Origin of the sequence: Pseudomonas promysalinigenes (assembly GCF_014269025.2) — a bacterium.
Taxonomy (GTDB): Bacteria; Pseudomonadota; Gammaproteobacteria; order Pseudomonadales; family Pseudomonadaceae; genus Aquipseudomonas; species Aquipseudomonas promysalinigenes.
Genome location: NZ_CP077094.1, coordinates 3,946,235 through 3,971,093 on the forward strand (window position 1 = coordinate 3,946,235; position 24,859 = coordinate 3,971,093).

Below are 24,859 nucleotides of genomic sequence, written 5' to 3' on the forward strand. Positions count from 1 at the left end.
CTCAACTGCCGGGTAACACCGGCACCGGGCGCTTGTCTTCGTCGATTGCGACAAAGCTGAACACCCCGTGAATCGCCCGCTCGCGGCCGTCCAGGTACATGTTTTCGACGAACACATCGACTTGCACCTGCAGGCTGGTATTGCCGACTTTGATCACTGTGCCCACCAGCTCGACGATCGACCCCGCCGGGATCGGGTGCTTGAAGTCGATGCGGTCGGTCGACACGGTCACCAGCGGCAGCCGGCAAAAGCGCGTAGCGGCGATGAAGGACACTTCGTCCATCCACGCCAGCGCGGTGCCGCCGAACAGGGTGTTGTGGTGGTTGGTGGTGTTGGGGAACACCGCTTTGGTTACTCGGGTCACCGAAAGCTCGGTGCGGCGCTGGATTTCCTGATCTCGACTGGTCATGGGCGTCACTCTTCACAGGTTTCAGAATGCAAAAAAGCAGCCCGAAGGCTGCTTTTTTCTCGCAAGGCGGCCTCAGGCCACCAGGCAAACTGTACTCAGGACAGTTTTTCCTTGATGCGAGCGGCTTTGCCGGACAGGTCGCGCAGGTAGTACAGCTTGGCTTTACGCACGTCACCACGACGTTTCACGGCCAGGCTGTCGATCTGCGGGCTGTAGGTCTGGAAGGTACGCTCAACGCCTACGCCGCTCGAGATCTTGCGCACGGTGAAGGCGCTGTTCAGACCACGGTTACGCTTGGCGATGACAACGCCTTCGAATGCCTGCAGACGGGAACGATCACCTTCCTTCACTTTAACCTGAACGACGATGGTGTCGCCTGGTGCGAAGGTTGGGATTTCCTTGCTCATCTGCTCTGCTTCGAGCTGCTGGATGATCTTGTTGGTCATGCTGTGCTCCTAAGATGGATACGTGATCCACCATCGATACGTTTAACTATCGTCCCGCTCGCGGAGATATTCCTCGAGCAGCTTCTTCTCTTCTCCAGAAAGCGAGCGACTTTCCAGAAGATCGGCGCGTCGTTCGAAGGTCCTACCAAGGGACTGCTTCATCCGCCAACGCCGGATATGTGCATGGTTGCCACTTAGCAACACGTCGGGAACACGCTGATCCGCATACACCTCAGGCCGGGTGTAGTGCGGGCAATCGAGCAGACCGTCAGTGAAGGAGTCTTCCTCCGCCGAGTCCACATGCCCTAAAGCTCCGGGCAGCAGCCGTGTAACCGCATCGATCAGTACCATGGCCGGCAGCTCGCCACCGGAAAGCACATAGTCGCCAATCGACCACTCTTCATCGACATGAGCCTCGATAAAACGCTCGTCGATGCCTTCATAACGACCGGCGATCAGGATCAAAGATTCCTGTTCGGCCAGGCCTTTGACCGCCTGCTGAGTCAGCTTGCGGCCTTGCGGCGAGAGATAGATCACCTTCGCCGATGCTCCAGTCGCTTGCCTGGCGCTAACCAGTGCGTCTTCCAGAGGCTTGATTTTCATCACCATGCCCGGACCACCGCCAAACGGCCGATCATCCACGGTATGGTGGCGATCTGTGGTGTAGTCCCGCGGGTTCCAGCAGGTTACCTGAAGCAACCCCTGTTTCACCGCGCGGCTGGTAATGCCGTACTCAGTGATGGCCGAGAACATCTCGGGGAACAACGTGATGACGTCTACGCGAAGGTTACCCATCGTTTAGAAGTCCGCATCCCACTCAACCCGCATCACACCTGCTTCCAGGTCGATATCGAGCACGCATTGCGCCGTATAGGGCAATAGACGCTCGCGATCATCCAGGCTGCCTGCGCAGGGCTTGACCACCATTACATCGTTCGCACCGGTCTCCAACAGGTGATCGACCTTGCCGAACAGATGTTCGTCCTGGTTGATGACCTTGAGGCCCACCAACTGGTACCAGTAGTACTCGTCAGCAGCCAGGTTGGGCAAAAGGCTCCGCGAAATGCAGATTTCGTAACCGCTCAGAAGACGGGCTTCATCACGATCATCGAGGCCCTTGAGCTTAACGACCAGGCCCTTTTGGGAGCCACGACCGTTGACCAGCTCGACCTGCTTTACCTTGCCTTCGTGCCGAAGCGTCCAGCGCGGATAATCCAACAGGTTTTCAATCGGATCGGTAAAGGAATACACCTTCACCTCGCCGCGAACGCCGTGAACCGAAAAAATCTTGCCAACGACGATCAGGTCGTCAGCCTTTTCTGGCGTCGCGTTCATACTGCTCAGGCAGCAGCCTTGGCAGCGTCCTTCAGCAGCTGAGCAACGCGCTCAGACGGCTGTGCACCCTGGCTCAGCCAGTAGTTGACGCGCTCTTGGTTGACCGACAGCTTGACTTCGGCGCCAGCAGCGATCGGGTTGAAGAAACCTACGCGCTCAACGAAACGGCCGTCACGGGCGTTACGCGAGTTGGTCACGGTCAGGTGGTAGAATGGGCGCTTTTTCGAGCCGCCACGGGCCAGACGAATGGTTACCATGTGAACATCGTTCCTATAGTCGGTGCTGCAGTTCATACAGCAGCTGGTACTGCAAATCTGAATGCCAAATAGGCACACGGGTGCCCAAAAGGCCGCATATTCTCAGGGAATATACGGACATTTGCAAATGCCTTTTTCGGCAGAGGCATGCCCTACCGTCCAGATTTGCCGGTTAAGCCACGCATCGCGCGGCCGTCACCCCGCCGCAGCGGGGGTTTCGGGCGCCCACCTGGATGCAGGCAGGCGCCCAAAAACAAGTGTTACAGCTTGGGCATGCCGCCACCTGGCAGCATCCCGCCAAGGCCGCGCATCATCTTGGCCATACCGCCCTTGGCGGAGAATTTTTTCATCATTTTCTGCATCTGTTTGTGCTGCTTGATCAGCCGGCCGATATCCTGCACCTGGGTGCCGGAACCGAGGGCGATACGGCGCTTGCGCGAACCGCTGATCAGGTCAGGGTCGCGACGTTCGGCAGGGGTCATCGAGTTGATGATCGCTTCCATCTGCTTGAACTGCTTCTCGGCCGCGCCCTGGGCGTTGCCCATCTGCGACAGGTTGACCCCACCGATGCTCGGCAGCTTGTCCATCAGGCCGCCCAAACCACCCATGTTTTTCATCTGCTGCAGCTGGTCGCGGAAGTCTTCGAGATCGAAGCCCTTGCCCTTCTTGAGCTTCTTGGCCAGTTTGTCGGCCTTGGCCTTGTCGATGGTCTGCTCGGCCTGCTCGATCAGGCTGAGCACATCGCCCATGCCGAGGATGCGCGAAGCCACACGGTCGGGGTGGAACGGTTCGAGCGCTTCGCTCTTCTCGCCCATACCGATGAACTTGATCGGCTTGCCGGTAATGGCGCGCACCGACAGCGCAGCACCGCCACGGGCGTCACCGTCGACCTTGGTCAGCACCACACCGGTCAGCGGCAGGGCTTCGCCGAACGCCTTGGCGGTATTGGCGGCGTCCTGGCCGGTCATGGCGTCGACCACGAACAGGGTTTCGACTGGCTTGACCGCGGCGTGCAACGCCTTGATCTCGTCCATCATGTCGGCATCGATATGCAGGCGGCCAGCGGTGTCGACGATAACCACGTCGATGAACTTGAGCTTGGCTTCGCGAATCGCAGCTTCGGCGATGGCCACCGGCTTCTGGCTGATGTCGGATGGGAAGAAGGTCACGCCGATGTCGTTGGCCAGGGTTTCCAACTGCTTGATCGCCGCCGGGCGGTAGACGTCGGCGGACACCACCATCACGCTCTTCTTCTTGCGCTCCTTGAGAAAGCGCGCCAGCTTGCCGGCGGTGGTGGTCTTGCCCGCACCCTGCAGGCCGGCCATCAGCACTACGGCCGGCGGTGCGGCGTTGAGCGCGAGGTCTTCGTTGGCCGCGCCCATCAGGCTTTCAAGCTCAGCCTGGACAATCTTCACGAAGGCCTGGCCCGGGGTCAGGCTGCGCGACACTTCGGTGCCGACTGCACGTTCCTTGACGCTGTTGACGAAATCCTTGACCACCGGCAGGGCAACGTCGGCCTCGAGCAGGGCCATGCGCACTTCGCGCAGCGTGTCCTTGATGTTGTCTTCGGTCAGCTTGGCCTTGCCGGTGACATGGCGCAGCGTCTGTGACAGGCGGTCGGTCAGGTTTTCGAACATGGTGATCCTTTCAGGCCCAATAAAAGCCGAGGTTTGTCAGGCGCCTGCGGGGCAAATGCACACCCGCCAGGCACAGCAAGGCGGCGATTATAACCAAGTGAGCCGACGGCGCACACCTCGCTACCGATCGGTCTGGATGGCCGGTGTCGTTCTATGCCAAACTCCGTCTCTTTCAGGGCTCTGCAACCAGGACTTATGGTCTCCTCACCCAGCCTCATTCCCAATCTGATCGCCGCCGGCCTCTATATAGCCGCGGCGATCTATCAGGGCTCCCATCTGGCCCAGGGTCGCAAGGCCGACAAACGCCTGCTGGGCCTGCTTGGCGCCCTTGCCGTGCTCGCCCAGGGCGGTGCGCTGTTCTTCCAGCTGATTACCCCACTGGGGCTTAGCCTGGACTTCTTCAGCGCCGCCGGCCTGATTGCGGCCGCAGTCATTACCTTGACGCTGTTGGCATGCCTGCGCATCCCGGTGGAAAACCTGCTGGTGCTCTTGTTCCCGCTTGGCGCCATCACCGCCTTGCTGGCGCAGTTCGCCCCAGCCGGCACGGTGCCACTAATCGACGAAGAGCCCGGCATCCTCGCGCACATTCTGCTGTCAATTCTGGCCTACGGCCTATTCACCATCGCGGTGTTCCAGTCGCTACTGTTGCTGCTGCAAGACCACCAACTGAAGAACAAGCACCCCTCGGGGCTAATTCGTAACTTCCCGCCGCTGCAGACAATGGAAAGCCTGCTATTCGGTTTTCTCTGGGCAGGCTGGTGCCTGCTCTCGCTATCGCTGATTTCCGGCTGGCTGTTCCTTGAAAACCTGTTCGCCCAGCACTTGGTGCACAAAACCCTGTTGGCCTGCGTGGCCTGGGTGGTGTTCAGCGTGTTGCTCTGGGGCCGCACCCGCCTGGGCTGGCGCGGCCACAAGGCGATCCGCTGGACCCTGGCAGGGTTTTGCCTGCTGATGCTGGCCTATTTTGGCAGCAAGCTGGTCCGCGAATTCATCCTGCATATCTGACGGCCGCCCATGGACACCCTGCCGTACGCACCGCTACTCGGCATTCTGGCACTGGCACTGCTGTGGTCGGCATTGTTCACCGCCGTGGATGCCGCCCGCCTGCTGATCAACGCCTCACCGCGCCATGGCGATGAGGGCCAACCACCGCTGCCGGTGCCAGCCCTGGTGCTGTGCGCAAGCTTGGGCAAGCTGCTGGTGCTGGGCATGGCTTGCCTGATCGGCGAGCGGCAGAGCGGCGAGCACGGCTTTTGGCTGGCTGGCCTGGCCGCCGTGGCAGCATTGCTGGTGTTCGCCGAGTTTCTGCCAAGGCGCCTGGCCCGCCGCAACCCTCAAGCCTTCATCAGCCTAGGCCTGAGCCTGAGGCCGTTTCCCCTGGCTCTGCTGCAACCGCTGGCTTGCCTGTTCGACGGCATCGCCAAGCTCATACTGCGGCCGTTTCGGGCCCAGCCTACGGCAGTGGCCCTGCACCCGCAGGAAGAGGACGAGTTCGACGAGGACGCCCCCCATGAGGCGCCGCGTCATGGCCTGCTGGACGGCCTGCAGTCACTGGACAAGGTCACCGTCAACGACATTCTGGTCCCACGCAACGAGGTGGACGGCATCAACCTCGATGAGCCCATCGGGCACATCATCGAGCAACTGATCGTTAGCCGACATACCCGCCTGCCGGTCTACCACAGCGACATCAACCAGGTAGAAGCGATCCTCAACACCAAGCTCATCAGCCACCTGCTACCCAAGGCCGAGCTGACCCAGGAGCAACTGTTGGGCGCGTGCTACGAGCCCTACTTCGTCCCGGAAAGCACCCCGCTGCAGATGCAGCTGCTGAACTTCCACAAGCAACAGCGCCGCCTGGGCGTAGTGGTAGACGAGTATGGAGAGGTGCTGGGTATCGTCACCCTGGAAGACATCCTCGAAGAAATCGTCGGCGAGTTCGAAGACGAGCAGACCCTGGACAACCCCCATGTGCATGCCCAGCCTGATGGTACTTTCGTTATCGAAGGCGCTGCCTCGCTGCGGGAAATCAACCGCACCCTGGGCTGGCACCTGCCGTGCGATGGCGGGCCGAAGACCCTCAATGGGCTGGTCACCGAAGCCTTGGAAAGCATCCCGGAAAGTGCGGTTTGCCTGAAAATCGGCCGCTATCGCCTGGAAATTCTCGAAACCGAGGACAATTGCGCCAGCAAGGTACTGGTGTGGACCGTGACCCGGTAGCTATACTCGGGTCACGCTTACCCAGCCCCGCCGCAACGCCTGCTACCCGCACTCGGCGCCACTCGGCCAGTCCGCTGCACTGACGCCCTCCGCGGTCCTGCTTCAATACCCCGAAACAGTACCCGCTCCCATCCTTATCCCCTCTGGGCTATCGTCAGCCAGCGAACACAAAAACAATGCGCTCCGGTGCCCGCCATGCCGTGCCTGCCTTGGTTTCTTGCACGTGCTGCGGGCAACTGCCCACGGAGCCAATCAGACTGTTAGGGACCTACTTAATGACAACCAGCAGCACTTACTCCCAGGCGCCTGCCACGCCGGTCAACTCACCTGCGCGAGTCGCCACCGCCAGCTTCATCGGCACCGCGATCGAGTTCTACGATTTCTACGTCTACGCTACCGCCGCCGCACTGGTGATCGGCCCGGTGTTTTTCCCGTCCGAATCGGGCACCGCGCAGATGCTTGCAGCATTCATCACCTTCGGCATCGCATTCCTCGCCCGCCCACTGGGCTCAGCGCTGTTCGGCCATTTCGGTGACCGCATCGGGCGCAAATCGACGCTGGTGGCGTCACTGCTACTGATGGGCGTGTCGACCACGCTGATAGGTGTGCTGCCGGGCTATGACAGCATCGGGGTTTGGGCACCGATCCTGCTCTGCCTGCTGCGCTTCGGCCAGGGCCTGGGCCTGGGCGGTGAATGGGGCGGTGCAGCGCTGCTGGCCACCGAGAACGCACCCCAGGGCAAACGCGCCTGGTTTGGCATGTTCCCGCAACTGGGGCCGTCGATCGGCTTTCTTGCGGCCAACGGCCTGTTTCTGACCCTGGCCATGCTCCTCAGCGACGAACAGTTCCGTGAATGGGGCTGGCGCATTCCGTTCCTGCTTAGCGCAGCGTTGGTGCTGGTGGGCCTGTACGTCCGCCTGAAACTGGAGGAAAGCCCAGTGTTCGCCAAGGCTGTTGCTCGCCATGAGCGGGTGAAGCTTCCGGTAGTGGACCTGTTCGCCAAATACTGGCTGCCGACTTTGCTAGGCGCAGCTGCGATGGTGGTGTGCTACGCGCTGTTCTATATCTCCACGGTATTTTCGCTGAGCTACGGCGTGACGACCCTGGGCTACAGCCGCGAAACCTTCCTGGGCCTGCTGTGCTTTGCCGTGGTGTTCATGGCCCTGGCGACCCCCCTGTCAGCCTGGCTGAGCGACCGCTTTGGGCGTAAGCCGGTGCTGATCGTCGGTGCTTTGATGGCGGTGGCCTCAGGCTTTGCCATGGAGCCACTGCTGACCTCGGGTTCCACCGCTGGCATGGCACTGTTCCTGGCCATCGAGTTGTTCCTGATGGGGGTGACCTTCGCGCCGATGGGCGCGCTGCTGCCGGAACTGTTCCCAACCCACGTGCGCTATACCGGGGCCTCGGCAGCTTACAACCTGGGCGGCATCGTTGGAGCGTCGGCCGCGCCGTTCTTTGCCCAGAAACTGGTGAGCATGGGCGGGTTGAGCTGGGTGGGGGGTTATGTTTCGGCGGCGGCGCTGATCAGCCTGATCGCCGTCTTGTGCCTGAAAGAAACGCGCGATACAGAGCTGTGAATGATTGGGGCCGCATCGCGGCCCCTGCGGCGTCGCATCAGAACTCGACTTTCACCGCCTGCGAAGCACGGGTCGCTTTGGCCCGCGCTGCTTCGACCGACTCATCGCGCGCCAGGCACACACCCATCCGCCGGGTGCCGTTGATTTCCGGCTTGCCGAACAGGCGGATGGCGGTGTCCGGCTCGCTCAGGGCCGCGCCCAGGTTGGCGAAGCTGGTCTGCTGCGACTGGCCTTGCGGCAAGATGACCGCCGAAGCCGACGGGCCGAACTGGCGCACCACCGGAATTGGCAGGCCAAGAATGGCGCGGGCATGCAGCGCGAATTGCGAGAGGTCCTGGGAAATCAGCGTCACCAGGCCAGTATCATGAGGGCGCGGTGACACTTCGCTGAACCACACTTGGTCGCCCTTGACGAACAGTTCCACACCAAACAGACCACGGCCCCCCAGCGCATCGGTCACCGCTTTGGCCACACGCTGCGACTCGGCCAGGGCTTTCTCGCTCATGGCCTGTGGCTGCCAGGACTCTTGGTAATCGCCTTTTTCCTGACGGTGCCCGACCGGCTCCAGGAAGGTGGTGCCGCCCACGTGGCGCACGGTCAGCAAGGTGATCTCGTAGTCGAAATCGATGAAGCCTTCGATGATCACTCGGCCTTTGCCGGCACGCCCGCCCTCCTGGGCATAGGCCCAGGACTGCTGCAGGTCAGCGTCGCTGCGCAGCAGACTCTGCCCCTTGCCCGAGGAGCTCATCACCGGCTTGACCACACAGGGGTAGCCGACATCGGCCACGGCTGCCGCGTAGTCTTCGTAAGTGTCGGCGAAATGATACGGCGAGGTCGGCAGGTCAAGCTCTTCGGCAGCCAGGCGGCGGATACCTTCGCGGTTCATGGTCAATTGGGTTGCCCGAGCGGTGGGCACCACATTGAAGCCTTCGTTTTCCAGCTCGACCAGGGTGGCAGTGGCGATCGCTTCGATTTCCGGCACGATGAAGTGCGGTTTTTCCGCTTCGATGATCGCACGCAGAGCCACACCATCGAGCATGTTGACCACATGGCTGCGGTGGGCCACCTGCATGGCCGGGGCATTGGCATAGCGGTCGACGGCGATCACTTCGACGCCCAGGCGCTGCAGCTCGATCACCACTTCCTTGCCCAGCTCGCCACAGCCGCAGAGCAGTACACGGGTCGCGGTTGGCGACAATGGGGTTCCGATACGGGTCATTTCAGGTCCTCGAAGGCGTCCGGGGCCGCGCCAGGCTTGGCAAGGCCCGCTGAAAAAGGACCGATATTCTACACCATCAACCCGCCACAGCGGCCCGCCGCGCACGAAATGCCATGGCCAGCCACACGGCCGTGACACCGGCGAACTTCGATGCCATGGCGGTGCCGATCACCGCTGGAGTCAGGGCGCCGATCATGCCGAAGAAGATGAAGGTATCCACCGGAATGCTCAACGCTGAGCTTAACCACAAACGGTCACGCAGTGGCCGGCGAGTAATGCTGAACACTAGCCAGTCGATAAGCTCGGAGACGAAGAACGCGGTGGCGCTGGCCAAAGCAATGGCCGGCTCAGAGGTCGCGTACGACAGCACCAGGGCCATCAGCATGGCAATCAGCGCGCCATGGCCATAGCGGGTTTGCACCATGTCACGCAGGATGAACACCAGCCCGCCCCAACAGGACCAGATGATGTCCAGGTGCGGAGCGCTCGAGAAGGCGTAGTTGATCAGCACCACGCTACTGATATAGGCAATGAGATAGATCATGGGGTAGTTTTCTGTGGGCAAGCCCGGCAGATTACCGCTGGCTCGTTCGCGGGTAAACCCACCCCCACAGAGATCGAACCTGTTGCAGGGGCTACAACCGGCGCACAGTCACGCCCCGATGATCAACCCGGCCGCCACCGCCCGCTCATGGCAAAGCTGGAGCACCGCCCGCCGCTCGGTATTGTCCATCCGCCCCCAGCGGCCGATCTCGGCCACCGTGCGTTGGCACCCCGTGCACACATCCTGTTCGTCCAGGGCGCAAATACTCACGCAGGGCGACGGCACCGGCCGCTCGACTATCACGTCACTCATCGTCAGCCACCAACTCACGGGCATAACGTTCGGCATTGTGCACATAGTGCGCGGCGCTGGCCTCGAGCATACGCTTTTGCTGCTCGGTCAGCTCGCGCACCACTTTGCCAGGCGAGCCCATCACCAGTGAACCGTCGGGTATGTCCTTGCCTTCGGGAATCAGCGCATTGGCGCCGATGATGCAGTGCTTGCCAATGCGTGCGCCATTGAGAATGACTGCATTGATGCCGATCAGGCTGTAATCGCCCACCGTGCAGCCATGCAACATGGCGTTGTGGCCAATGGTTACACCCTTGCCCAGAGTGAGCGGCGAGCCCATATCGGTGTGCATCACCGTCCCGTCCTGGACATTACTGGCTTCACCGATGTCGATCAGCTCGTTGTCACCGCGCAGCACGGCACCGAACCACACGCTGGCACGAGCCTGCAGGCGCACCTTGCCGATCAGGGTGGCGTTGGGTGCAGCCCAGCTGGTGGGGTGACATTCGACCCGATGGTCGCCCAGGCGGTATTTCATGTTCGATCCTCAGAGGTTCACGCAGACGGCAGGGTGTGCCCGGCTCAGATTTCGATGTAGCGCTCAGGGGGTTGGTGCAGGCTGATTCCGGCGTCAAACAGCAGATTGACCAGTTCGACGATCATGATCGCCGAGAGCCCCCAAATCTTGTATTCACCATAGCGATAGCTGGGCACATACCAGCTGCGGCCCTGATAATCGATGCGATGAGTATGATCACGCGGGTCCTGACGGAAGAACTCCAGTGGCACGCTGAAGACTGCCGCTATTTCCGCGTCATTGGCGCGGTATTCGACGAAATCCGGTATCAAACCGACGAACGGCGTCACCTTCAGTCCGTGCAGTGATACCAGGGGGCTGAGCGGGCCGATAACCTCCACCAAGCCAGGTGGCAGACCGATTTCTTCCTCGGTCTCACGCAAGGCGGTAAACACCAGGTCTGGGTCTTCCGGATCGCGTCGCCCTCCCGGGAAGGCTACTTCGCCGCCGTGAGTCGACAGCCCCTTTGCACGCAAGGTCAGTACCAGTTCGGGCGCTTCGCTGCGGGTAATGGGCAAAAGTACCGCCGCCTCGGGGAACCTTCGGTCGGTTTCCAGTGAAGCGGGTTGGTGGTTGCTCATACGGCGAAGTAGCTCGTCCAGCATTGCGCACTCTCGTATCCAAGGCCTGCCTCGCATGATGCACCAAAGCCGCGACGCACCCAAGCCCCGCACGCTTGCAGCAGGACCGCCCGGCACGCCAAGATAAGCCGGTCCACTAGGAATAAAAGCATGAAATTCTGCAGCGCGTGCGGCCAACCGGTCATTCAGCGGATCCCCGAAGGCGACAGCCGCCTACGGTTCGTCTGCGAGCATTGCCAGACCATTCATTACCAGAACCCCAACATCGTTGCCGGGGTGTTACCCACATGGGGCAGCCAGGTACTGTTGTGCCGCCGTGCCATAGAGCCGCGCCGCGGCTTCTGGACGCTGCCGGCTGGCTTCATGGAAAACGGCGAGACCCTCGATGAGGCGGCCCGTCGCGAAACGGCCGAAGAGGCGTGCGCACGGGTCGCGCAGATGACCCTGTACCAGCTGTTCGACCTGCCGCATATCAATCAGGTGCATGTGTTCTTCCGTGCCGAGCTGGCCAACCTGGCGTTCGACGTCGGCGTCGAAAGCCTGGAAGTTCGGCTGTTCGAGGAGCACGAAATCCCCTGGAACGAGCTGGCTTTCCGCACCGTCACGCGCACACTAGAATGCTATTATCGCGACCGCATCAGGCAGCACTACCCGATAGGCCATGAATACCTGCCGCCGATGAACGTCTCGCCCATCCCTTGAGCCTGCAGGTACTGTTTCATGCGTTGGTTGTTCGCCCTTTTCTGCCTTTGCGTTGCCACTGCATCCCAGGCGGCATTCACGGAAGTCATCATCCGCAAGCCGCAACCGCCGGCGCCAACGCAGTCACACTCGCAGACGGCGATGCAGCCGCTGATCGACAAGGTGCTGGTGATCAAGTCCGAACGGCGCCTGCAGCTGATCAGCCGTGGCGAGCCGTTGAAGACCTACCGCATCTCGCTGGGTAAACAACCTAAAGGTGCCAAAGAGCGCGAAGGCGACAAAAAGACCCCTGAAGGGCTGTACTGGCTGGACTGGCGCAAGCAGAGCAACCGTTTCAATCTGGCCATGCACATCACCTACCCGAACATCAGCGATACCGCCCGCGCCAACCGCGAGGGCTGGAGTGCCGGAAGCATGATCATGATCCATGGCACGCCGATCAACGATGACTACCCTGAATGGTACTTCCACACCCTCGATTGGACCGATGGCTGCATCGCCATGCGCAACAGCGACATGCGAGAAGTGTGGGACCTGGTTCGCGACGGCACTTTGATCGAGATTCGTCCGTGATAGTCCACAACGCGGATTGAGCCTGCAAGACTCTTCCCCCTCTCTGCCAAAGGCCTGCCGAATTCTGCGCAGCCTCTGCCACGTCTGCCTTGGAATGATCAGCACTCGATTTTAAAGGTGCCGCCCGCCTCAAGGCAGGCGCATCCAAGCTCTGCTGCCGACAATGTGCAACTTGCCAGCCCCTTAGCCATTTCGACCCACGAATCGTCACAGTAACGCCATAAAGTCGGGGTTCGCGACTACTCAATCACCACAAGGACACCCTGATGAGTCGAGACACCGGCGACAACCTGGACCGCAATCACAGCACCAACCTGCCGATGGCCAGCGTCATGGACGCTTACCTGAGCCGTCGCAGCGTGATCCGCGGCAGCCTGGGCGCAGCCATAGCCATGATTGCCGGCACCGGTCTGACCGGCTGCCTGGACAGCGAGCCTGTCTCTCTCGAACCGCCCTCCCCCCAACCCGATAAGCCGAAACTGGCACTGGGCTTCCAGTCCATTGCTGGCTCGCGTACCGACGCCTGCGTGGTTGCTGCCGGCTACAGTGCCTACGTGCTCGCGCCCTGGGGCACACCACTCAATGGCAAGGCCAGCCCCTGGAGAGCCGACGGCAGCAACACGTCGGTCGACCAAGCCAATGCCATGGGCATGCACCACGACGGCATGCACTTTTTCCCAATCAACGGCAGTTCACAGGACGGCCTGCTGGCGATCAACTTCGAATACATCGACACCGCTGCCCTGCACCCCAACGGTCCAACCGTCGACGCCAGCGGCAAGCGCCCTGCTGAAGAAGTACGCAAAGAAATCAACGCCCACGGCGCTGGTGTGGTCCGCCTGAAGAACATCAACGGCCGCTGGCAGGTGGTCGAAAACGACCCGCTCAATCGCCGATTCACTACGGCGTCGCGTATGGAGCTGACCGGGCCGATGCGCGGCACCAGCCACGTCAAAACCAAGTATTCGGCCGACGGTATCCACTGTCGCGGTACCAATAACAACTGCGGCAACGGCTACACGCCGTGGGGTACATATTTGACCTGCGAAGAGAACTGGCCAGGCATTTTCGTTAACAGAGGCTTACGCCCGGACGATCAGCGCCGTATCGGCGTGGGCACCGCCAATGGCCAGTATCAGTGGGAAAGCGCTGCCGGTGACAGCACTGAAGTGGATGACGAGTTCGCCCGCTTCGATGTCACCGCCAAAGGCGCTCACGCCAGCGAAGACTACCGTAACGAAGCCAGCACTTTTGGCTACATCGTCGAAATCGACCCGTACAACAGCGACACCCTGGCCACCAAGCGCACGGCCCTGGGGCGTTTCCGCCATGAAGGCTGCTGCCCGGGCCTGCCGGTGGTCGGCAAGCCACTGGTCTGGTACATGGGTGACGACTCGAATAACGAGTACCTCTACAAATGGGTGTCTGCAGCCCTGTGGGATGCGGCTGATGCCACCCCGGCCGATCGGCTCAAAACCGGTGCCAAGTACCTGGACCACGGCAATCTGTACGTCGCCCGCTTCGATGCCGACGGCACTGGCGCTTGGCTGCCGCTCGACGTGAACACCCCCACTACCGCCGGTAGCACCCTCGGCGCATTGTACGGTGACCTCGCTGGCATCATCCTCAATACCCGAGGTGCTGGCGATGCCGTTGGCGCCACGCCTATGGACCGCCCCGAGTGGACAGCCGTCAACCCGCTCAATGGCGATGCCTACCTGACCCTGACCAACAATAGCGTGCGCACCCCGGAGAAGGTCGATGCCGCAAACCCGCGGGGTCCGAACCGCCACGGTCATATCATCCGCTGGCATGACAGCGACGATCACCAGAGCTTTACCTGGGACATCTTCGTCTTTGGCGCCAACGCCACCGGCACGGCAGACATCAACCGCTCGGGGCTCAGTGAGCTCAATCAGTTCGCCAGCCCCGACGGCATGAGCTTCGATAGCCGTGGCGTGCTGTGGTTTGAGACCGACAACAGCGAGCCTACGCTCACAGACTATACAAACGACCAACTGTTGGCCGTGATTCCCACCGAACTGATCGATGCCAACGGCAAGCAGATACCAATCGATGCCCAAAATCAGTCGGCCCTACGCCGGTTTTTCGTCGGGCCAAACGGCTGCGAGGTGACGGGTATAACCTTCACACCGGACAACAAGACCCTGTTCATCAACATCCAGCATCCGGAAAACTGGCCGTACAGCGACATGGCGACAGACGCCGCGCCCTCCGGCACCAAGGTCAGGCCCCGGGCATCAACGGTTGTGATTCAGCGTGACGATGGCGGCCAGATCGGAACTATCTGACCAGGCCTAGCAGGCAGCAAGCAGGCGTTGAGAAGGTCGACTTTCCTGGGCAGGTAATGCTGCTCTGTTCAACCAGGCGGGCCGCTGAACGAGGCTGGGCGTCCAATTCTCCATGGAACGACGCTCATGTCCTCTGAAACCGAAGTTAACCAGCCTGCACTGCACAGCGACTACATGCTCGAACGCTTGCAATCTGTGGCAAAGAGCACCGACGAAACACTGTTCAGCGTGCTGATCATGTCAGTATTCGGTTCTCACGTTTCCTCTCACGCCTGCCAGAAACTGCAGACTGCACTGTGTGAGGGTGCCATAGCCAATCCGCGGTATCGGGTCGAGGCGCAGAGTACATCCCTTGCTCACTATGACAGCGATAGCCGCACGATCTGGGTGACCGAGCCGGCATTGATGCAGGCCCGCGCGCACGATATCGACAGTGCACACCTGTACAACGCGCTGGCCAGCGCATTCGGCAACTATCTGTACCAAGTGATCAAACAAGACTTCACCGACCATTCACAAGATATCGAAAACCCAGGGCTCGAACAGATTGGCGCCGATTATGCCGCCATGATGTTCTTTTACGGGCCCAAGATCGAAGATGGGACAGTGTTCGGTATGTACGACAATCAAGCCGTACGCCTGACCATCCCCGCGCTCCAGCCCGTCCCGATACCGCAGAACTTCTCTGCAGGCCCAGGGGACAAACCTGGCTCATTTGGGCATGAATCCTTGGAGAAAGGCTTAGCATCTGTCGGCTTCACGGATGAGGAGCGCCGTAGCATCTACTTTGGTAACTGGCTGCGTGACTATTCGCAATTGCTTGATCCCAAGCTGGTGCGCAAGCCCGATGCCCCCAAGAACTTCCCTTCGAAGCTCTCGCGCAGCGCTCTGACTCAACTGGTCGATCTGCTGGCGCTCAAGGAGTTTCACGACCTGCAGGACACACCTGAGGATCGTCAGGCGTATACCGTGGTCCCAGAAATGCTGGGGGTGTACCGCCCTAGCGAACATATCGACAACCCGCTGAACCCCTCGGCCGATGCGACCGACCCACGGGAGATCGATAGCGACTTCGAGCCCTTGGTTTCCCACGGCCACGCGTTACTGGAAGTGGACGCGCAACGCTCGCTCAGTAGCTATATAGACAATGCCACAAGTTACATGCGTCAAAAGCTGATCGACGCCATGCTGGCGGGTAACAGCATCGAGGGCAGGCGTTATTTTGGCGAAGCGTTGCATGTGCTCGAGGACTATTTTGCACACTCCAACTTCGTCGAACTGTGTTTGCGCAAACGTGGCCATGACGTGCTGCCTTGGACTACCGAAACTGACTGCAAACATCGGCTGCCCGTGGTGACTGGCATGTTTGGTGGCCTGGATGTGGTCGCCAGCATCGCCGAACCGCTGGGCAAAATCCTTTTCGAGGTGCAAACGCTCGACTTCAAGCGCACTCGGCCGGGCGATCGAAGCGATGTGGAAAAAGTACTGCTGATATTGCTCGAAGAGCACCAAAGCGATACACCGCTCAAGCTGCTCCAGGCATTTCTCAAGATACGCGATGACGCGGCAGAAAGTCCGCTTTACGGTCTGTATGAAGCAGCCAGTTGGGTGGCAAAAACGCCACTTGCCATGCTGCAGAATGCTAACAATGCGGTGATTCAGGGGCTGCTGAGTTGGGTGGGCGACAATGTCGACGAGTTCCAGACCCTTTCCGGGCATAACCCCAATGTCGTACCTGGCTTGCATCCCACCCACTCACAACTGGCCAAAGACCACGACACGCATCCGTTTCACGACTTGGCGGCGTATCTGGCGACCTATGCGGTGCAGATGGTTGGTCAGGCGATGTATGAATACTGGCAGGGCAACACCGAACGCGACCCCGCTAGCGTAGCCGTGGCGTTCATTCTGCACCCCAATGATGACAACTGGCATGACGACATCGTCGCGGCATGGGAAGCCATGGACCGTGCGCGTACCAAAGAAAAGATTCGCCTCGCAGGTAGCATTGGCGACTTGGCAGAACTGCAGAAGCAACTGGAGAAGGAGGAACAGGACAGGGTCAGGGTGCTGGGCGAAAGCTTCCGCAACGCCCCTAACACGGTTTCGGAAATTATCGGCAATGCGTTTCCTTTCGGATGACGCCTAAAGGTCGTGGAGCCGCCAGACTTCATAGGCTGGCGTCTCATACGGGTGGCTCTGCCTGAGGGCAGCGACGACCTGATCAATCAGGTCATCGGCCACCACCAGCTCCACCTTCCACTCCTCGACCACCTCGACCTGGCCAGTTTGCCCAAGAAACGGCTGGCTACCGTCCAGTGGGCGAAACTGGCCTTGGCCCAAGGTCTGCCAGGCACAGTGGTCATAGCCGCCGATCCGCCCACCACCAGCGGCGAACACGGCAGCCTTGACCCCTTCGACATAGCTGGCCGGGACGAAGAAGGCGAGCTTGTACACGCCTTAGTTCACCCACACCCGCGCATTACGGAACATACGCATCAGCGCGGCATCTTCCTGCCACTCATCGGGGCGCCAGGAGTTCTGCACGGCGCGGAACATACGTTCCGGGTGCGGCATCATGATGGTCACGCGGCCATCGCGGCTGGTGAGGCCGGTGATACCACGTGGCGATCCGTTCGGGTTGGCCGGGTAGGCTTCGGTTACCTTGCCGTGGTTATCGACATAGCGCAGGGCCACGCAGCCAGACGCATCGGCCGCCAGCAGTGCGTCTTCACTGGCGAACTCGGCATGGCCTTCACCATGGGCGATGGCGATTGGCATACGGGAGCCTGCCATGCCCTGGAGGAAAATGGAGTTGGACTTCTGCACCTCGACCATGGCCACGCGTGCCTCGAACTGCTCCGAGCGGTTGCGCACGAAGTGCGGCCAGTGCTCGGTGCCCGGAATCAGCTCGTGCAGGTTGGACATCATCTGGCAACCGTTGCACACGCCCAGGGCAAAGCTGTCGGCGCGCTCGAAGAATGCCTGGAAGGCATCGCGGGCGCGGGCGTTGAACAGTGCCGACTTGGCCCAGCCCTCACCGGCACCGAGTACGTCACCGTAAGAGAAGCCACCGCAGGCGACCAAGCCTTTGAAGGCCTCGAAGTCGACGCGCCCGGCAAGGATATCGCTCATATGCACATCGACGGCTGCAAAACCTGCACGATCGAAGGCAGCTGCCATTTCAACCTGGCCGTTGACACCCTGCTCGCGCAGGATGGCCACTTGAGGACGCACCCCCGTCTTGATGTAGGGCGCTGCCACGTCGTCATTGACGTCGTAACCCAGCTTGACCGACAGGCCTGGGTTATCTTCCTCCAGCAGCAGGTCGAACTCCTGGTCTGCGCAATCGGCGTTATCACGCAGGCGCTGAACCTGATAGCTGGTTTCGGCCCACTGGCGCTGCAGCATGCGGCGCTCGTCGTCGAACAGCACTTCGCCGTTGAGGCTGATGGACACTTCGCCGTTGTTGATCGGCTTGCCGATGACTGCAACGCATTGTTCTCCGAGGCCGGCAGCGCTGAACTGCGCCAACACGTCTGGCGTGGCATCCTGGCGAACCTGAATGACCGCACCCAGCTCTTCGTTGAAGAGGATGGCAGCCACGTCAGCCTTGCTGTCGGTCAGAGGATCGAGTTGCAGGTCGAGGCCGCAGTGGCCGGCAAAGGCCATTTCCAGCACGGTGGTCAGCAGCCCGCCATCGGAACGGTCGTGGTAGGCCAACAGATGACCGTCGGCGTTCAGGCCCTGGATCACGGCGAAGAACGCCTTGAGGTCTTCGGCATCGTCGACATCCGGTGCCTGGGCCGCGATCTTGCCGTAGGTCTGAGCCAGGATCGAGGCACCCATGCGGTTCTTGCCACGGCCCAGGTCGATCAGGATCAGGTCCGTCTCGCCCTTGTCCATGCGCAGTTGCGGGGTCAGGGTCTGGCGAATGTCGGCAACCGGAGCGAAGCCGGTGATGATCAGCGACATCGGCGAGGTAACGCTCTTCTCGACGCCATCTTCGCTCCACTTGGTTTTCATCGACATCGAGTCTTTGCCGACCGGAATGGTAATGCCCAATTCCGGGCACAGCTCCATGCCCACGGCCTTGACGGTGTCGTACAGGCGCGCGTCTTCACCTGGGTGGCCGGCAGCGGACATCCAGTTGGCCGACAGCTTGATGTCCGACAGCTTGTCGATACGGGCAGCAGCCAAGTTGGTGATGGTCTCGCCAATTGCCATACGGCCCGAAGCCGGGGCGTCCAGCAGCGCCAACGGCGTGCGCTCGCCCATGGCCATGGCTTCACCGGTGTAGACATCGAAGCTGGTGGCAGTGACGGCGCAGTCCGCTACCGGGACCTGCCACGGGCCGACCATCTGGTCACGGGCAACCAGGCCGGTGATGGTGCGGTCGCCAATGGTGATCAGGAAGCTCTTGCTGGCCACCGCCGGGTGGCTGAGCACGCGCTGCACGGCGCTGTCCAGGTCAAGTTGGCTCGGGTCGAAATCGTCGCCCAGCTCGGCCTCGCGGGTAACCGAACGGTGCATGCGCGGCGGCTTGCCAAGCAGCACATCGAGCGGCATGTCCACCGGAGTGTTGTCGAAGTGGCTGTCGGTGACGGTCAGGTGTTGCTCTTCGGTGGCCTCTCCGACCACCGCGTACGGGCAGCGCTCACGTTCGCAGATCGCCTGGAAGCGCTCGAAGTCCTCGGCGCTGACCGCCAGCACGTAACGTTCTTGGGATTCGTTGCTCCAGATTTCGTGCGGGGCCATGCCCGGCTCGTCGTTGGGCACGTTGCGCAGCTCGAAGCGCCCGCCACGGCCGCCGTCGTTGACCAGTTCAGGGAACGCGTTGGAAATACCGCCGGCACCCACGTCGTGGATGAAGGCGATCGGGTTCTTGTCACCCAACTGCCAGCAGCGGTCGATGACCTCTTGGCAACGGCGCTCCATTTCCGGGTTTTCGCGCTGTACCGAGGCGAAGTCCAGGTCAGCAGAGCTTGCACCGGTGGCCACCGAGGAGGCCGCGCCGCCGCCCAGACCGATGAGCATGGCCGGGCCGCCGAGCACGATCAGCTTGGCGCCGACAGTGATCTCGCCCTTCTGCACGTGATCTTCACGGATGTTGCCCATACCGCCTGCGAGCATGATCGGCTTGTGGTAGCCGCGCACTTCTTCACCATGGGGGGTGGCGATGGCCTGCTCGAAGGTACGGAAGTACCCGGTCAGAGCCGGGCGCCCGAATTCGTTGTTGAACGCAGCGCCGCCCAGTGGGCCTTCGATCATGATGTCCAGGGCATCGACGATGCGCTCTGGCTTGCCGTAGGCCTGCTCCCACGGCTGCTCGAAGCCCGGAATGCGCAGGTTGGACACGGTGAAGCCGGTCAGGCCGGCTTTAGGCTTGGCGCCACGGCCGGTCGCGCCTTCGTCGCGGATTTCGCCACCGGAGCCGGTGGAGGCGCCGGAGAATGGGGCGATCGCGGTTGGGTGGTTGTGCGTTTCGACCTTCATCAGAATATGCACAGGCTCCTGCACCGCACCGTATTGGCGGGTTTCAGGGTTCGGGAAGAAGCGCCCGGCAACGCTACCGACGATGACCGAGGCGTTGTCCTTGTAGGCCGAGAGCACGCCTTCGTTGTGCATCTGGTAGGTGTTTTTGATCATGCCGAACAGGCTCTTTTCCTGTGCCTGGCCGTCGATGTCCCAACTGGCGTTGAAAATCTTGTGACGGCAATGCTCGGAGTTGGCCTGGGCGAACATCATCAGTTCGATGTCGTTCGGGTTGCGCTTGAGGCCCTGGAAGGCGTTGACCAGGTAATCGATCTCGTCTTCAGCCAGAGCCAGGCCCAGGTCGATGTTGGCCTTGGCCAAGGCGTCACGGCCACCGCTGAGGATATCGACCGAAGTCATTGGCTTTGGCTGAGCGTGGCTGAACAGATCGGCTGCCTGCTCCAGCTTGGCCAGCACGCGCTGGGTCATGCGGTCGTGCAGCTCGGCAGCGACCAACTCGGCATCGGCGTCGCTCAGGTCACCGGCTACATAATAGGCAATGCCGCGCTCCAGGCGCTGGATCGACTGCAAGCCGCAATTGTGGGCGATGTCGCTGGCCTTACTGGCCCAGGGCGAAATGGTGCCCAGGCGCGGCACGACGAGGAACAGGCGGCCGGTCGGCTCCTGTACCGGCACGCTGGGGCCGTACTTGAGCAGACGTCCCAGCACCTGCTGCTGGTCGGCGGTCAGTTCGCCTTCAACATCGGCGAAGTGGGCAAATTCGGCATACAAACCAGTAACAGCGGGGACTTTCTGGCTCAGTTGCTCGAGTAATTTACCGTGGCGAAAGGCAGAAAGGGCAGGAGCGCCGCGCAGGATCAACATCGTCGGGACAGCCTCAGGAAGGGGGTGTGCTTAGAGGCCGTGCATTCTAGCCTAATTCGAGCGCTTTCGGCACCCGCTGTGAGCCACGGCTGCCGGGCGGCGGAACCGGACTTGCGGGTCAGAAATCTGCGGGGTTTGGCTGTGGAAATTCTGCGCCTATGAGATCGAGCACCGCGCGGGGGCGCTCGATCTCATAGGCGCCGTCTCTCTGATTGCATAACCCAACCACATAACCCGCTACCAGACAAGCTAACCGTTGTCGAGATATGGCACGGCCAGTCCTTTGCGTATACTGCATCCTATGTTCGCCCACACTGCTTTGCGCCAGCGTTGCGCCAAATGGCTTCTTGCAACCGGACTCTTTCTGCTGCTCGGTGCCTGCGTTGAAAAACCCAGCACCCTCGAGCGCGTGAAGGAGGACGGTGTGCTGCGCGTCATAACGCGCAACAGCCCGGCCACCTACTTCCAGGATCGCAATGGCGAAACCGGCTTCGAATATGAACTTGTGCAGCATTTCGCCGACGATCTAGGCGTCAAGCTGCAAATCGAAACCGCTGACAACCTCGATGAACTGTACGACGCGCTAGGCAAACCGTCCGGGCCGGTATTGGCAGCAGCTGGCCTGGTCAGCAGCGACCGGCGCAAGGCCCAGGTCAGGTATTCGCATCCTTATCTGGAAGTGACCCCACAGGTGATCTATCGCAATGGTCGCCCCCGCCCCACCGATGCCAAAGGCCTGGTCGGCAAGAAGATCATGGTGCTCAAAGGGAGCAGCCACGCCGACCAGTTGGCCGAGCTGAAAAAGCAGTACCCAGGGCTGGAGTACGAAGAATCCGACGCGGTGGAAGTGGTCGACTTGCTGCGCATGGTCGATGAGGGGCAGATCGACCTGACCTTGGTCGACTCCAACGAGCTGGCGATGAACCAGGTCTACTTTCCCAATGTGCGGGTCGCCTTCGACCTGGGCGATACCCGTGATCAGCGCTGGGCAGTAGCTGCCGGCGACGACAATAGCCTGCTCAACGAAATCAACCGTTTCCTCGACAAAGCACAGAAGAACGGCACGCTGCAGCGCCTGAAAGATCGCTACTACGGGCATGTCGACGTACTCGGCTATGTCGGCGCCTATACGTTCGCCCAGCATCTGCAGCAACGTTTGCCCAAGTACGAGAAGCATTTCAAGAGCTACGCCAAAGTCGAGCAGGTCGACTGGCGCCTGCTCGCCGCCATCGGCTACCAGGAATCGATGTGGCAACCGGAGGTCACCTCAAAAACCGGCGTGCGCGGGCTAATGATGCTGACTCAGCGCACCGCTCAGGCCATGGGTGTATCCAACCGCCTGGACCCAAGGCAAAGCATCCAGGGCGGCGCCAAGTACTTCATGAAGATCAAGCAGGAGCTAGACGACAGCATCCAGGAGCCTGACCGTACCTGGTTCGCCCTGGCCGCCTACAACGTCGGCAGTGGCCACCTGGAAGACGCCAGAACCCTGGCCAAGCGCGAAAAGCTCAACCCGAACAAATGGCTGGACGTGAAAAAGATGCTGCCGCGCCTGGCCCAGAAGCAGTGGTACCGGCAAACCAAGTACGGCTATGCCCGTGGCGGGGAGCCGGTGCACTTCGTCGCCAACATCCGCCGCTATTACGACATCCTCACCTGGGTGACCCAGCCGCAACTCGAAGGTCAGGTGGCCGAGGGCAACCTGCATGTGCCTGGTGTCAACAAAGACAAGCCGGCGGATCAATCGCCGCCGATGTAACCTTGTCAGGGCCTGTTCGCGGCTAAGCCGCTTGCCCAGGTTGGCGCGCATGCCTGACCATGCCCAGCCCTGGAGGGTGCGGGTTTACTCACGATAATGCCGGCACAGCTCAAACCTTGGCTCGGCGCGCCCTGAAGAAGTCACTCAGAATCTGCCCGCACTCTTCAGCCAGCACCCCACCCTCCACCATAACCCGGTGATTGAGAAACGCCTGCCCGAAAAACTGCCCCTGGCTTTGCACGATGCCTGCCTTGGGTTCCAGCGCGCCAAATACCACACGCATCACTCGAGAATGCACGATCAACCCGGCGCACATGCTGCACGGCTCCAGGGTTACATACAGGGTGCTGCCCGGCAGGCGGTAGTTGCTCGCAGACTTTGCAGCCGCACGGATCGCCACCATCTCGGCGTGGGCACTGGGGTCACTGTCGGCGATCGGCCGGTTGAAACCTTGGCCGATAACCTGGCCATGCTGCACCAGCACGGCTCCCACCGGCACTTCGCCCATGGCTGCGCCTTCGCCAGCCAACGCCAGGGCCAGCCGCATGAATTCCTGATCGCGGCTGCGATCGATGATCTGCGGGCGCATCACACCACCGCGATCGCGGCCATCAGGCCGGTTTCCATGTGGTCGATGACGTGACAGTGGAACATCCAGGTACCGGGGTTATCCGCCACCAGGGCCACCTGGGCACGCTCGTTCTTGCCCAGCAAATAGGTGTCGGTGAACCAGGGCTCTTTGATGTCGTGGCGGTTGGAGGCGATCACTTTGAAGCTCATGCCATGCAGATGAATCGGATGCTGGTACTGGGTCATGTTCTTCAGCTCGAAGATATAGCTCTTGCCCTGCTTGAGGGTAGCGATGGGCCGGTCGGCACAGGTTTTGTCGGTGATGTCCCAGGCCTGGCCGTTGATTTGCCACATGCTCGAGGGTTTGTCTGGGTCAGGTGTGACCGTGACGTTGGCCGCCCACTCGAAATTGAAGTTCAGTTTCTCGGCATTCTCCAGGTCAGGCTCGGCAATCGGATTGGCCGGCAAAGCCTTGGGCCAGTCGCCGGGCGCTTCGCTACTGGCCACCGAACGCAGGGTGCCCAGGCGCACGAAGCCGTCGCGCAGGGAAATCTCCTCGCCCGGGTCAGGGATACGGATGGCCAGGCAGATCCGCATGCCAGGACCCAGCCAATAGTCGTCGTGCAGTGGCCTTGGGGTCACCGGGTTGCCGTCGAGGGCGTAGATCTTGGCCTCGCAGTTACCCTTGAGGTTGATGCGGTAGGTCCAGGTGTTGTCCAGGTTCAGCAGGCGGACTCGCACTACCTGGCCTGCCGGCAGCTCGGTGACCGAATCGGCCTGGCCATTGATGGTGATCAACCGCCCTGCGGTGCCGTTGCGCGCAGCCTCTCGGGGAATGCTGAAGGGCAGCCAGCCACCCTGCTCGTCGACATGCCAGTTTTTCAGGCTAAGCGTGCGTTCGTGCTCAAAGCCGGTCGGTTCACGCTCCTCGACGATCAGCGGGCCGACCAGCCCGCGTCCTAGCTCCTCGGAGCTGCTTACATGAGGGTGGTACCAATAGCTGCCAGCATCCGGCACACGGAATTTGTAGTCGAAATATTCGCCAGGCTTGACCGGCAACTGTGAGACGTAAGGCACCCCGTCCATTTCCAGCGGCAGGCGGATGCCATGCCAGTGAATGGTGGTTTCCACCGGCAAGTGGTTGATGAAGCGAACCCGCAACCAGGTACCCTGACGCACCCGCAACTCGGTGCCAGGCGCCGACGGGCCGAAGGCCCAGGCCTGGGTCTTGAAACCAGGCACCAGTTCGACGTCCAACGGCGCTGCGATCAACTCGTAGTCATGACCGGCGTTGTCGTCCTCGACCTTGCCCAACCAGTAACGCGCCGCGCCACCGGCGCCCAGGCCTACAACAACCAGGCCGGTAAGTCCCTTGAGCATTTGTCGACGGGTGAAGGACATCGGTGCGGGTACCTCGTGTTCAGCGCAATCAAGCTGCCAGCACGGCTGGCGGTGAAGGGCGAATACGATACACCTGCGAATGGGAAATA

At 61.1% G+C, this 24,859-nt stretch carries 23 protein-coding genes; 8 read left to right on the top strand and 15 right to left on the bottom strand.

Annotation, left to right across the window (positions count from 1 at the left end; all coding sequences use genetic code 11):
* Position 1: 1 nt before the first annotated feature.
* The 6 genes from HU725_RS17925 to ffh all read right to left on the bottom strand — a co-directional run bounded on the left by HU725_RS17925 (position 2) and on the right by ffh (position 4,084).
* The gene (locus HU725_RS17925; protein ID WP_060479325.1) at positions 2 to 409 is read right to left on the bottom strand and encodes an acyl-CoA thioesterase; all 408 of its coding nucleotides are present in this window, start codon (positions 407 to 409) and stop codon (positions 2 to 4) included.
* Between the two features lie 95 nt (positions 410 to 504).
* Positions 505 to 855 carry a 50S ribosomal protein L19 gene (gene rplS / locus HU725_RS17930; protein WP_023629812.1) on the bottom strand — a complete coding sequence of 117 codons (351 nt, stop codon included), beginning with the start codon at positions 853 to 855 and terminating at the stop codon, positions 505 to 507.
* Between the two features lie 42 nt (positions 856 to 897).
* Positions 898 to 1,650, bottom strand: a complete 753-nt coding sequence (gene trmD, locus HU725_RS17935) for a tRNA (guanosine(37)-N1)-methyltransferase TrmD (protein ID WP_008094486.1) — start codon at positions 1,648 to 1,650, stop codon at positions 898 to 900.
* A 3-nt stretch (positions 1,651 to 1,653) separates the two neighbouring features.
* A complete protein-coding gene (rimM, locus tag HU725_RS17940; protein ID WP_186477751.1) occupies positions 1,654 to 2,190 on the bottom strand; it encodes a ribosome maturation factor RimM in 537 nt (178 codons plus the stop codon).
* A gap of 5 nt (positions 2,191 to 2,195) precedes the next feature.
* Positions 2,196 to 2,447 (bottom strand): 30S ribosomal protein S16, encoded by a 252-nt coding sequence (gene rpsP, locus HU725_RS17945; protein WP_003259424.1) that lies wholly within the window; start codon positions 2,445 to 2,447, stop codon positions 2,196 to 2,198.
* 260 nt (positions 2,448 to 2,707) lie between these two features.
* Complete coding sequence (ffh, locus tag HU725_RS17950) at positions 2,708 to 4,084, bottom strand: signal recognition particle protein (protein WP_060479327.1); 1,377 nt, start codon at positions 4,082 to 4,084, stop codon at positions 2,708 to 2,710.
* 195 nt (positions 4,085 to 4,279) lie between these two features.
* On the opposite strand from ffh, the gene HU725_RS17955 reads away from it, so the two are divergent.
* The 3 genes from HU725_RS17955 to HU725_RS17965 all read left to right on the top strand — a co-directional run bounded on the left by HU725_RS17955 (position 4,280) and on the right by HU725_RS17965 (position 7,881).
* On the top strand, positions 4,280 to 5,089 hold the full coding sequence (locus HU725_RS17955; RefSeq protein WP_186477750.1) for a cytochrome C assembly family protein: 810 nt from the start codon (positions 4,280 to 4,282) through the stop codon (positions 5,087 to 5,089).
* Between the two features lie 9 nt (positions 5,090 to 5,098).
* Positions 5,099 to 6,304 (top strand): transporter associated domain-containing protein, encoded by a 1,206-nt coding sequence (locus HU725_RS17960; protein WP_060479329.1) that lies wholly within the window; start codon positions 5,099 to 5,101, stop codon positions 6,302 to 6,304.
* Positions 6,305 to 6,579: 275 nt separating this feature from the next.
* Positions 6,580 to 7,881, top strand: a complete 1,302-nt coding sequence (locus HU725_RS17965) for an MFS transporter (protein WP_186477749.1) — start codon at positions 6,580 to 6,582, stop codon at positions 7,879 to 7,881.
* Between the two features lie 37 nt (positions 7,882 to 7,918).
* On the opposite strand, the gene purT is transcribed toward HU725_RS17965, so the two are convergent.
* The 5 genes from purT to HU725_RS17990 all read right to left on the bottom strand — a co-directional run bounded on the left by purT (position 7,919) and on the right by HU725_RS17990 (position 11,117).
* On the bottom strand, positions 7,919 to 9,100 hold the full coding sequence (gene purT, locus HU725_RS17970; protein ID WP_060479331.1) for a formate-dependent phosphoribosylglycinamide formyltransferase: 1,182 nt from the start codon (positions 9,098 to 9,100) through the stop codon (positions 7,919 to 7,921).
* 76 nt (positions 9,101 to 9,176) lie between these two features.
* A complete protein-coding gene (locus HU725_RS17975) occupies positions 9,177 to 9,644 on the bottom strand; it encodes a VUT family protein (RefSeq protein WP_060479332.1) in 468 nt (155 codons plus the stop codon).
* 108 nt (positions 9,645 to 9,752) lie between these two features.
* Positions 9,753 to 9,956 (bottom strand): DUF1289 domain-containing protein, encoded by a 204-nt coding sequence (locus HU725_RS17980; protein ID WP_060479333.1) that lies wholly within the window; start codon positions 9,954 to 9,956, stop codon positions 9,753 to 9,755.
* Entirely contained in the window at positions 9,949 to 10,473 is a 525-nt protein-coding gene (locus tag HU725_RS17985) for a gamma carbonic anhydrase family protein (RefSeq protein ID WP_186477748.1), read from the bottom strand. Before HU725_RS17985 ends, HU725_RS17980 begins: the two co-directional genes overlap by 8 nt.
* A 44-nt stretch (positions 10,474 to 10,517) precedes the next feature.
* Positions 10,518 to 11,117, bottom strand: coding sequence for a CoA pyrophosphatase (locus HU725_RS17990; RefSeq protein ID WP_186477747.1), 600 nt, complete (start codon positions 11,115 to 11,117; stop codon positions 10,518 to 10,520).
* A gap of 126 nt (positions 11,118 to 11,243) precedes the next feature.
* Between HU725_RS17990 and HU725_RS17995 the strand changes: the two genes are divergently transcribed.
* The 4 genes from HU725_RS17995 (at position 11,244) to HU725_RS18010 (ending at position 16,822) form a co-directional block, all read left to right on the top strand.
* Positions 11,244 to 11,795 carry an NUDIX hydrolase gene (locus HU725_RS17995; RefSeq protein ID WP_060479336.1) on the top strand — a complete coding sequence of 184 codons (552 nt, stop codon included), beginning with the start codon at positions 11,244 to 11,246 and terminating at the stop codon, positions 11,793 to 11,795.
* Positions 11,796 to 11,813: 18 nt separating this feature from the next.
* Positions 11,814 to 12,368: a L,D-transpeptidase family protein gene (locus tag HU725_RS18000; protein WP_186477746.1), complete on the top strand. Its 555-nt coding sequence runs from the start codon at positions 11,814 to 11,816 to the stop codon at positions 12,366 to 12,368.
* Between the two features lie 266 nt (positions 12,369 to 12,634).
* Positions 12,635 to 14,680 carry a PhoX family protein gene (locus HU725_RS18005; protein ID WP_186477745.1) on the top strand — a complete coding sequence of 682 codons (2,046 nt, stop codon included), beginning with the start codon at positions 12,635 to 12,637 and terminating at the stop codon, positions 14,678 to 14,680.
* A gap of 126 nt (positions 14,681 to 14,806) precedes the next feature.
* Complete coding sequence (locus HU725_RS18010) at positions 14,807 to 16,822, top strand: HET-C-related protein (RefSeq protein WP_186477744.1); 2,016 nt, start codon at positions 14,807 to 14,809, stop codon at positions 16,820 to 16,822.
* A gap of 3 nt (positions 16,823 to 16,825) precedes the next feature.
* On the opposite strand, the gene HU725_RS18015 is transcribed toward HU725_RS18010, so the two are convergent.
* Both HU725_RS18015 and purL read right to left on the bottom strand, forming a co-directional pair.
* Positions 16,826 to 17,137: a YqfO family protein gene (locus HU725_RS18015; RefSeq protein WP_186477743.1), complete on the bottom strand. Its 312-nt coding sequence runs from the start codon at positions 17,135 to 17,137 to the stop codon at positions 16,826 to 16,828.
* A gap of 3 nt (positions 17,138 to 17,140) precedes the next feature.
* On the bottom strand, positions 17,141 to 21,040 hold the full coding sequence (gene purL / locus HU725_RS18020) for a phosphoribosylformylglycinamidine synthase (RefSeq protein WP_186477742.1): 3,900 nt from the start codon (positions 21,038 to 21,040) through the stop codon (positions 17,141 to 17,143).
* 301 nt (positions 21,041 to 21,341) lie between these two features.
* Between purL and mltF the strand changes: the two genes are divergently transcribed.
* Positions 21,342 to 22,799: a membrane-bound lytic murein transglycosylase MltF gene (gene mltF / locus HU725_RS18025; protein WP_060479342.1), complete on the top strand. Its 1,458-nt coding sequence runs from the start codon at positions 21,342 to 21,344 to the stop codon at positions 22,797 to 22,799.
* A gap of 109 nt (positions 22,800 to 22,908) precedes the next feature.
* Here the strand turns inward: mltF and tadA are convergent, their stop codons facing one another.
* Positions 22,909 to 23,388, bottom strand: coding sequence for a tRNA adenosine(34) deaminase TadA (gene tadA / locus HU725_RS18030; RefSeq protein WP_060479343.1), 480 nt, complete (start codon positions 23,386 to 23,388; stop codon positions 22,909 to 22,911).
* The gene (locus HU725_RS18035) at positions 23,388 to 24,770 is read right to left on the bottom strand and encodes a multicopper oxidase family protein (RefSeq protein WP_186477741.1); all 1,383 of its coding nucleotides are present in this window, start codon (positions 24,768 to 24,770) and stop codon (positions 23,388 to 23,390) included. Before HU725_RS18035 ends, tadA begins: the two co-directional genes overlap by 1 nt.
* Positions 24,771 to 24,859: the final 89 nt, after the last annotated feature.